The organism is Nocardioides sp. NPDC057772 (assembly GCF_042798075.1).
Taxonomy (GTDB): domain Bacteria; phylum Actinomycetota; class Actinomycetes; order Propionibacteriales; family Nocardioidaceae; genus Nocardioides.
Map to the genome: position 1 here is coordinate 1 of NZ_JBHVKN010000237.1, position 7,532 is coordinate 7,532.

10 protein-coding genes are annotated in these 7,532 nt (G+C 68.5%); 4 read left to right on the forward strand and 6 right to left on the reverse strand.

Annotation, left to right across the window (positions count from 1 at the left end; translation table 11 throughout):
* Window positions 1–44 precede the first annotated feature (44 nt).
* The 3 genes from ACFVJS_RS24740 to ACFVJS_RS24750 are packed head-to-tail and all read right to left on the reverse strand — an operon-like array spanning window position 45 to window position 2,781.
* Window positions 45–1,133, reverse strand: a complete 1,089-nt coding sequence (locus ACFVJS_RS24740) for an ABC transporter substrate-binding protein (protein WP_378885988.1) — start codon at window positions 1,131–1,133, stop codon at window positions 45–47.
* Between the two features lie 20 nt (window positions 1,134–1,153).
* A complete protein-coding gene (locus ACFVJS_RS24745; RefSeq protein WP_378885990.1) occupies window positions 1,154–1,978 on the reverse strand; it encodes an ABC transporter permease in 825 nt (274 codons plus the stop codon).
* The gene (locus ACFVJS_RS24750; RefSeq protein WP_378885991.1) at window positions 1,975–2,781 is read right to left on the reverse strand and encodes an ABC transporter ATP-binding protein; all 807 of its coding nucleotides are present in this window, start codon (window positions 2,779–2,781) and stop codon (window positions 1,975–1,977) included. The genes ACFVJS_RS24745 and ACFVJS_RS24750 overlap by 4 nt, the downstream gene beginning before the upstream one ends.
* Window positions 2,782–2,826: 45 nt before the next feature.
* Between ACFVJS_RS24750 and ACFVJS_RS24755 the strand changes: the two genes are divergently transcribed.
* Window positions 2,827–3,609 (forward strand): exodeoxyribonuclease III, encoded by a 783-nt coding sequence (locus ACFVJS_RS24755; protein WP_378885993.1) that lies wholly within the window; start codon window positions 2,827–2,829, stop codon window positions 3,607–3,609.
* Between the two features lie 16 nt (window positions 3,610–3,625).
* Here the strand turns inward: ACFVJS_RS24755 and ACFVJS_RS24760 are convergent, their stop codons facing one another.
* A complete protein-coding gene (locus tag ACFVJS_RS24760) occupies window positions 3,626–3,952 on the reverse strand; it encodes a TfoX/Sxy family protein (RefSeq protein WP_378885994.1) in 327 nt (108 codons plus the stop codon).
* A gap of 190 nt (window positions 3,953–4,142) precedes the next feature.
* Between ACFVJS_RS24760 and ACFVJS_RS24765 the strand changes: the two genes are divergently transcribed.
* Both ACFVJS_RS24765 and ACFVJS_RS24770 read left to right on the forward strand, forming a co-directional pair.
* The gene (locus ACFVJS_RS24765) at window positions 4,143–5,234 is read left to right on the forward strand and encodes a DNA recombination protein RmuC (protein ID WP_378885996.1); all 1,092 of its coding nucleotides are present in this window, start codon (window positions 4,143–4,145) and stop codon (window positions 5,232–5,234) included.
* A gap of 4 nt (window positions 5,235–5,238) precedes the next feature.
* A complete protein-coding gene (locus ACFVJS_RS24770) occupies window positions 5,239–5,682 on the forward strand; it encodes a DUF6542 domain-containing protein (RefSeq protein ID WP_378885998.1) in 444 nt (147 codons plus the stop codon).
* A gap of 9 nt (window positions 5,683–5,691) precedes the next feature.
* Here the strand turns inward: ACFVJS_RS24770 and ACFVJS_RS24775 are convergent, their stop codons facing one another.
* Window positions 5,692–6,321: an L-threonylcarbamoyladenylate synthase gene (locus ACFVJS_RS24775; RefSeq protein WP_378886000.1), complete on the reverse strand. Its 630-nt coding sequence runs from the start codon at window positions 6,319–6,321 to the stop codon at window positions 5,692–5,694.
* 33 nt (window positions 6,322–6,354) lie between these two features.
* Window positions 6,355–7,353: a 4-hydroxy-3-methylbut-2-enyl diphosphate reductase gene (locus tag ACFVJS_RS24780; protein ID WP_378886002.1), complete on the reverse strand. Its 999-nt coding sequence runs from the start codon at window positions 7,351–7,353 to the stop codon at window positions 6,355–6,357.
* Window positions 7,354–7,446: 93 nt separating this feature from the next.
* On the opposite strand from ACFVJS_RS24780, the gene ACFVJS_RS24785 reads away from it, so the two are divergent.
* Window positions 7,447–7,532, forward strand: an 86-nt coding sequence (locus ACFVJS_RS24785) for a hypothetical protein (protein ID WP_378886004.1), incomplete at its 3' end; no start/stop codon positions are given.

The window sequence follows — 7,532 nt, forward strand, 5'->3', positions numbered from 1 at the left end:
GGCAAAAGTTTCGACGGAAAATCCTACGTTTGCCTGCGGTCGCGTCACGGAGCCGGCCAGATCACCTTGTCGGCGTCATCGACCACGGCCTCGGCGAAGGAGGAGTCGAACCAGGATGCTGCCTGCTCGGGCGTGACCTTCTGCCCTGCGTACGTCGTCACGACCTCGGCCAGGGCGGCGACGTTGTCGGGGTCGACCGAGCCGAACCTGCCCGGGAGCGGGTTGTCGGCTGCGACCTCGACCTCCGTGCGCCAGATGGCCGCCTCGTGCTTCTCGTCGGACTCGGCGCCGGCCAGGTCGTGCTGGTAGCCGATGCACTCCTGGACGTGGTCGGAGGCGGCGCAGTAGGTGTAGGCCTTGAAGACGGCACGCAGGAAGTCCTGGACCGCGGTGGGGTGCTTCTTCGCCCAGGCCGGGTTGACGGAGTAGGCACCGAGGGAGCCCGGCACGTCGAAGTCGGTCGGCTCCCAGACCGTGACCTTCTCGCCGGCCTTCTTCAGCTGGTTGGGCTCGTTGGAGACGAACCCGACCAGCGCATCGACCTGCCCGCGGGGCAGGACGCCGGGGTCGTAGCCGACCTTGACCTGCTTCACCTTCGCCATGTCGACCCCGGCCTCGGCGAGCATCGCCTGGACCCCGACCGGCACCCAGCCCTTGTGGCCCAGCGTCTTGCCCTCGAGCTGCTTCAGGTCGGTGATGCCGGTGCCGGTCATCAGCACGTCGAGGCCCGCGTTGGAGTAGGAGGAGACGCCGAGCACCTTCAGGCCGCTCGCGTTGGACGTCATGATGTCCTGCTCCGAGAGCGGTCCGACCTGCACCTTCCCGGCAGCGATCAGCTTGGCGTTCTGCGAGACGTCGCCCGAGCCCGGCTGCAGCTCGACGTCGAGGCAGAGATCGTCGAAGTAGCCCAGCTGGTCCGCGGCGATGGCCTCCATGATCGAGACCGACGCCTGCCAGTAGTAGCCCGACATGTAGGTGATCGTCCCGGCCTTCCGGTTTTCCTCGCAGCGCTCGGCCGAGACCGCGCTCCCGCGCTCACCGGCGGAGTCCTGCGAGGATCCGCAGGCGGTCAGCGCGCCCAGCAGGACGACCACCGACGTGAGGGCAGCGGCGATCGGACGTACGCGAGACATGAAGGGCTCCTTCAAGAGAGTCAGGACCGGTGCCAGTGGAGCACTCGCCGCTCGGCGAGCGTCACGAGCCAGAACAGCAGCGAGCCGAGCGCCGCGAGGACGAAGATCGCTGCCCACACCGTAGCCAGTCGGTTCTGCGAGCTGGCCACCTGGATCACGCTGCCGAGGCCGTCGGCCGAACCCGCGGCGGAGAGCTCCGCCACGACCGCACCGATCATCGACAGCGGGAAGACGATCCGCAGCGACGCGAAGACGTAGGGCAGCGAGGCCGGGATGCGCAGGTGTCGCAGCACCTCCAGCCGGCTCGCGGCCACCGTGCGATAGACCTGCAGCACCGGACCCGGCACGGCGCGCAGCCCGGTCGCCACGTTGATCAGGATCGGGAAGAAACAGACCAGCGCGGTCAGGACGACCTTCGGCCCCATCCCGAAGCCGAGGGCGACCACGAGCAGCGGCGCGATCGCCACCAGCGGCGTCACCGAGAGCACCACGGCCAGCGGCATCACCGCCCGCCGCACCACGCCGATCTCGCTCACCACCACAGCGAGCGCGAACGCGGCCACGAACCCGATCCCGAGCCCCACCAGTGCCTCGCCGAGCGTGACCAGGGTGTTGGACAGGAAGTACGCCGGGTCGCCGGTCAGCACGCTGGCGATGTCGCCCAACGGCGCGAACAGATAGGGCATCCGCCGCGCGCCCACCTCCCAGCCGAACCCGAGCACCACGAGGAGCAGGACGAACGGAAGCCAGTACGCCGGCCGCAGCAGCCGTGCGCGGTGACGGAGCCGTCGCGCGCCGGTCGTGCCGGTGGCCGGGACGACCACCTCATCGAGGACCTTGCTCACCGAACGACCTCGCTGTGGCTGAAGGCATCCCGCAGGCTCTCCCGGAGGGCGAGCTCGTAGGCGTGGAACTCCGGCGAGGTGATGATCTCCTGGTGTCGCGGGCGGGGCAGGTCGATGTCGATGACGTCGGTGATCCGGCCCGGACGCGGGGCCATCACCACGACCTTGTCCGAGAGCCTGACCGCCTCGGAGATCGAGTGGGTGACGAAGACGACCGTCGCGCGGGTCTGCTCCCACAGCTCCAGCAGCTGCTCCTGGAGCGCCTCCCTCGTGAACTCGTCGAGTGCACCGAACGGCTCGTCGAGAAGGAGTACGTCGGGGCGCAGCCCGAAGGCGCGTACGATCGCGGTCCTCTGTTTCATGCCGCCCGAGAGCTCGGCGGGGAGCTTGTGGAGCGACTCCCCCAGACCGACCTCGCGCAGCATCGCCTCGAGGTCGGGGCGACCGCGGTCACTCCGGCGGTTGGCCCCGCGCCGATTGACCTTGTGGGGCAACGTCACGTTGCCGAGCACGCTCAGCCAGGGCAGCAGCGCCGGTGACTGCGGCACGAACCCGAAGGCCTTCGCCTCGGCGGCCTCCTTCGGCGTCAGTCCGCACACGGTGATCGTGCCGGCGTCGGGCCTCTCCTGCCCGCTGACCAGCCGCAACAAGGTGGACTTGCCGCATCCCGAGGGCCCGATGATGCTGACGAACGTGCCGGGCTCGATGGTGAGCTCGATGTCGTCGAGGGCCACCAGCTCGGAGAGGTCGGCCTGCTCATAGAGACGCCGGACCCCGTGCATCTCGATCGTCGCGCTGCCCACGCCTCAAACGGTAGTCCACCCCGGCCAGTGGATAGTCTGACGGGCGTGCGTATCGCCACCTGGAACATCAACTCCATCCGCTCCCGCATCGACCGCGTCGAGGCCTTCGTCGAGCGACACTCGATCGACGTGCTCGCTCTGCAGGAGACCAAGGCCAAGCCCGACCAGATCCCGACGATGGGTCTGGAGGCCCGCGGCTACGAGGTCGCCTCGGTGGGGTACGACCAGTGGAACGGCGTCGCGCTGATCTCCCGCGTCGGACTCTCCGACCTCCAGGTCGGGTTCGAAGGGATGCCGTCGTTCAAGGACGTCGCGGAGGCGCGGGCGCTCACCGCGACGTGTGGCGGCGTACGCGTGACCTCGGTCTACGTCCCCAACGGCCGCAAGCCCGACGACCCCCACTACACCTACAAGCTGGAGTGGCTCGCCGCGCTGCAGAAGGCCGCCACCGCCTGGTACGACGGGCCGTCGGCCATGGTCGGCGACTGGAACGTCTGCCCCTACGACGAGGACTGCTTCGACCCCAAGCAGTTCGTCGGCAAGACCCACCTCACTCCCGCCGAGCGCGACGCCTTCTTCGCCATCGAGAAGGACTTCAAGGACGTCGTACGTCCCTTCGTGCCCGGACCCGAGGCCTACACCTACTTCGACTACTACCGGCAGCGCTTCGAGCGCAACCGTGGCCTGCGGATCGACTTCGTCCTCGGCTCGCCGTCGTTCGCGTCCCGGGTCACCGGTGCCTTCGTCGATCTCGACGAGCGCAATCCCGCGATCGGCACCGGCTCTCCCTCCGACCACGCTCCGGTGATCGTCGACCTCGCCGACTGAGCACTGCCGGCGCCGGCTACTTCGATGGCTTCGGCGGCAGCGACTCGGCCGTCGCCACGCCCCGCGTGACCCAGTCGGCGAGCGCGGCGCCGCGCAGCAGGTCGGCGGCGACGTTGACGTAGCCGGACATCGTCCGGGCGCCCATGACCATCGGCTCCGCCCCCGCCGCGATCGCCGCCTCGTAGGCCGACTTCCCGGTGCGTACGAGCAGGTCGTCGGCGCCGACCGCGCACGCCATGTTGCCGTTCACCATGAACGCCAGCCCACCGAACATCTTCACCTCGGTGGCATCGGCAGGCATCAGGGCACGGACACGTTCAGCGAGCTCGGCGTCGTAAGCCATGTCCCCATGCAACCACGAACGAGTTTCTCCGGTCATGATCAGCGCTGGAGCGCCCCTCGTCTGGACGCAGCGCAGTGAGGAGCGAAGCGACGAACGGAGCGGAGGAAGACGAGGGTCAAGCGCAAGCGCTGCGCGAATTGCGGAGCAATCGCAAACAAAACTGTCGGTGGTGCCTGGGAGGATCATCCGTATGGAGATCTGGATCCTTGTGCTCGGGCTGGTGATGGGTCTTGCCCTCGGTGCGGTCTTGGGGGTCCTCTGGTCACGGGCTAGGAGCGTGGAGACGGTCGCGGCGGGGATGGTCGACCAGGCCGAGGTGATGCAGGGGCTCGACCGACTCAGCGACCAGATGCAACATCTCGACCGGGAGCGGGCGCGCTGGCAGGGGCAGTTCGAGACGGAGGTCGGTCGGCTGCAGAGCGAGACCCGGTCGCTGTCGACGGCGCTGCGCAAGCCTCAGGTCCGGGGCCGCTGGGGCGAGATGCACCTACGCCGCGCGGTGGAGCTGGCGGGTCTGGTCGACAAGTGCGACTTCTCCGAGCAGGTTCAGCTGGAGAACGGACGACTGCGCCCAGACCTGGTGGTGCACCTCTCTGGCGGCAAGGAGCTGGTTGTGGACTCCAAGGTCCCGCTCGACGCCTACCTCGACGCCGCGGCCGCGGACAACGAGGACGACTACCGCGCCCACCTGCGCCGCCACACCGCCCAGCTGCGTACGCATGTGGACCAGCTGGCCTCGAAGTCCTACTGGCGCTTCCTGGAGGAGTCGCCCGAGTTCGTGGTGCTCTTCGTGCCCGCGGAGTCGTTCCTGTCGGCGGCGCTGGAGACCGAGCCGGGCCTGATCGAGTACGCCGGGGAGCGCCGGGTCGTGCTGGCCTCGCCGACCACGCTGATCGCTCTGCTGCGCACCGTCGCGCACGGCTGGTCCCACGAAGCCCTCGCCGAGCAGGCCCGGGAGATCCACCGGCTCGGCCGTGACCTGCACCAACGTCTCTCCACGATGTCCACCCACCTGGACGGCATCGGGCGCTCGCTCAACACCGCGGTGACCCGCTACAACCAGGCGATCGGATCCCTCGACAACCGGGTGCTGGTGGCGGCCCGTCGTTTCAATGAATTATCGGTAACCGACGACGTTCTCGAGACGCCGCGTCCCGTGGAGATCCGCGCTGTGGAGCGGCTCAGCAGCGTGAGGGAGGATGATCGGCGCGCCGCCGAAAATGACGGTGTGTCGGGCCCTACCGTGGGTTCTGATACACAGGCTGCATACGAGAGATCGTGACCCCATGAGTCAGCGCACCATCTGGGAGGAAGGACGAGAGTCCGGCCGCCATGTTGTCGCGCTCGGATCCGCCACGTCGCTGACCGTGACCTTCGTCGATCTGCTGATCGACGATCAGATCGGCCTGCTCTTCGATTTCACCTTCGTGGCGATCGCGGTGACGCTCGCGCTCATCGTCCGGCCCAGCGACTTCTTCGTGGTCGGCGTGCTCCCGCCGCTGATCATGCTCGGCATCTTCATCCTGCTGGCCGCGACTCAGCCGGGGTCGATCGCCGATGCCGAGGACGGCTTCGTCCAAGCCGTGGTCAGCGGCCTGGGACATCACGCGATCAGCCTCTTCATCGGCTACGCCCTCTGCCTGGGTTGCCTGGTGATGCGCCGCCGGGTCCTGCGACAGCGCAGCGAGACCCGCGACGAGGTCGAGCGCGAACGCGCGCTGGCCTCCTGAGCGCGGTCCTCAGTCCAGAGCCAGGAAGCCGGACACGTCTCCGGCGCCCTCGCGGATGACCTCGGGCTGACCGTCGGACCAGTCGATCACCGTGGTCGGCTCGGCCGGGGTCTCGCCGGCCTCGATGACGATGTCGACCTGGTGGTCGAGCGCCTCCTTGACGTTCCAGCCGAAGACCTCCGGCTCGGTCTCGCCGGGCAGGATCAGCGTCGAGGACAGCAGCGGCTCACCCAGCTCGTCGAGCAGCGCCTGCACGACGGCGTGCTCGGGGATGCGTACGCCGACGGTCTTCTTCTTCGGGTGCATCAGCCGTCGTGGCACCTCGGGGGTGGCCGGGAGGATGAACGTGTAGGGCCCCGGCGTCGCGTGCTTGATCGCCCGGAAGGCGCTGTTGTCGACATGGACCATGGTTCCGAGCTGGGCGAAGTCCTTGCAGATCAGCGTGAAGTGGTGGCGGTCGTCGAGACCACGGATCCGCAGGATCCGGTCGCGGCCGTCCTTGTTGCCGATCCGAGAGCCGAGAGCGTAGCCGGAGTCGGTGGGGTACGCGATCAGCTGGTCGTCACGCAGGGCATCGACGACCTGGCTGATCAGGCGGGGCTGCGGGTTGTCAGGGTGTACGTCGAGAAATCGGGCCACCCCTCGACCCTAACGCTCTTGGGCGGGGGCCGCTCAACCCCTCGCGGACGCTGCCTTGAGGTCTTTGCGCAGCTCCTTGGGCAGTGCGAAGATCAGCGACTCCTCGGCGCTCTTGTGCGCCTTGGCGTCGGGGAAGCCACGGTCCTTCAAGAATCCGACGACGCCCTCGACCAGCTTCTCGGGCACGCTGGCACCGGAGGTGACCGAGACGCTGCGGACGCCGTCGAGCCAGGACTCGTCGATCTCGCTGGCGTCGTCGACGCGGTAGGCGGCCTTGGCGCCGGCCTCGAGCGCGACCTCAACCAGGCGGACCGAGTTGGAGGAGTTGCCGGAGCCGACGACGATGACCAGATCGCTGGCCGCGCCGATCTCCTTGACCGCCTGCTGGCGGTTCTGGGTGGCGTAGCAGATGTCGTCGCTCGGCGGGTCGAGCAGCTCGGGGAACTTCTCCCGGAGCGCGGCGACGGTCTCCATGGTCTCGTCGACCGAGAGCGTGGTCTGGGAGAGCCAGACGACCTTGGAGGGGTCAGGCACCTCGATGCCGGGTACGTCGCCGGGGCCCTCGACGAGCGTGGTCGCCTCCGGCGCCTCGCCCATGGTGCCCTCGACCTCCTCGTGACCGGCGTGGCCGATCAGCAGGATGCTGTAGCCCTCGCGCGCGAACCGCTTGGCCTCCAGGTGGACCTTGGTGACCAGCGGGCAGGTCGCGTCGATCGTCTTCAGCTCACGCACGGCCGCGTCGGCGTGGACCGCCGGCGAGACGCCGTGGGCGGAGAAGACCACGGTCGCGCCCGAAGGCACCTCGTCGAGCTCGTTGACGAACACGGCACCGCGGTTGCGGAGGTCGTCGACGACGTGCTTGTTGTGGACGATCTCCTTGCGAACGTAGACCGGCGCGCCGTAGAGGTCCAGGGCCTCTTCCACGGTGATCACGGCCCGGTCCACCCCCGCGCAGTAGCCGCGCGGCTCGGCGAGGAGGACGGCCTTCTCGTCGTCGGTGATCAGGCGTGGGGTGCCGAGGTCGATGCTCATGGCTTCAGTCTAGAGACCGCCCCCGAGAACGCCGAGTCGGCTCATCTGTCCCGCTCAACCACGCCGACCCGGCTCATCTGTCCCGTGCTGCCCGTGCTGCAGCGCCTCGGCGTCGAGGTCACCGACGAGCGTCCGTACGAGCTGCGCTGCGCGGACCGTACGCACGCGTGGATCTACGA

Bases quoted from the DNA above. Each gene is read 5' to 3' on its own strand.
- ACFVJS_RS24740 (WP_378885988.1), bottom strand. From the start codon at position 1,133: ATGTCTCGCGTACGTCCGATCGCCGCTGCCCTCACGTCGGTGGTCGTC.
- ACFVJS_RS24760 (WP_378885994.1), bottom strand. From the start codon at position 3,952: ATGGCTTACGACGCCGAGCTCGCTGAACGTGTCCGTGCCCTGATGCCT.
- ACFVJS_RS24765 (WP_378885996.1), top strand. From the start codon at position 4,143: ATGGAGATCTGGATCCTTGTGCTCGGGCTGGTGATGGGTCTTGCCCTC.
- ACFVJS_RS24770 (WP_378885998.1), top strand. From the start codon at position 5,239: ATGAGTCAGCGCACCATCTGGGAGGAAGGACGAGAGTCCGGCCGCCAT.
- ACFVJS_RS24780 (WP_378886002.1), bottom strand. From the start codon at position 7,353: ATGAGCATCGACCTCGGCACCCCACGCCTGATCACCGACGACGAGAAG.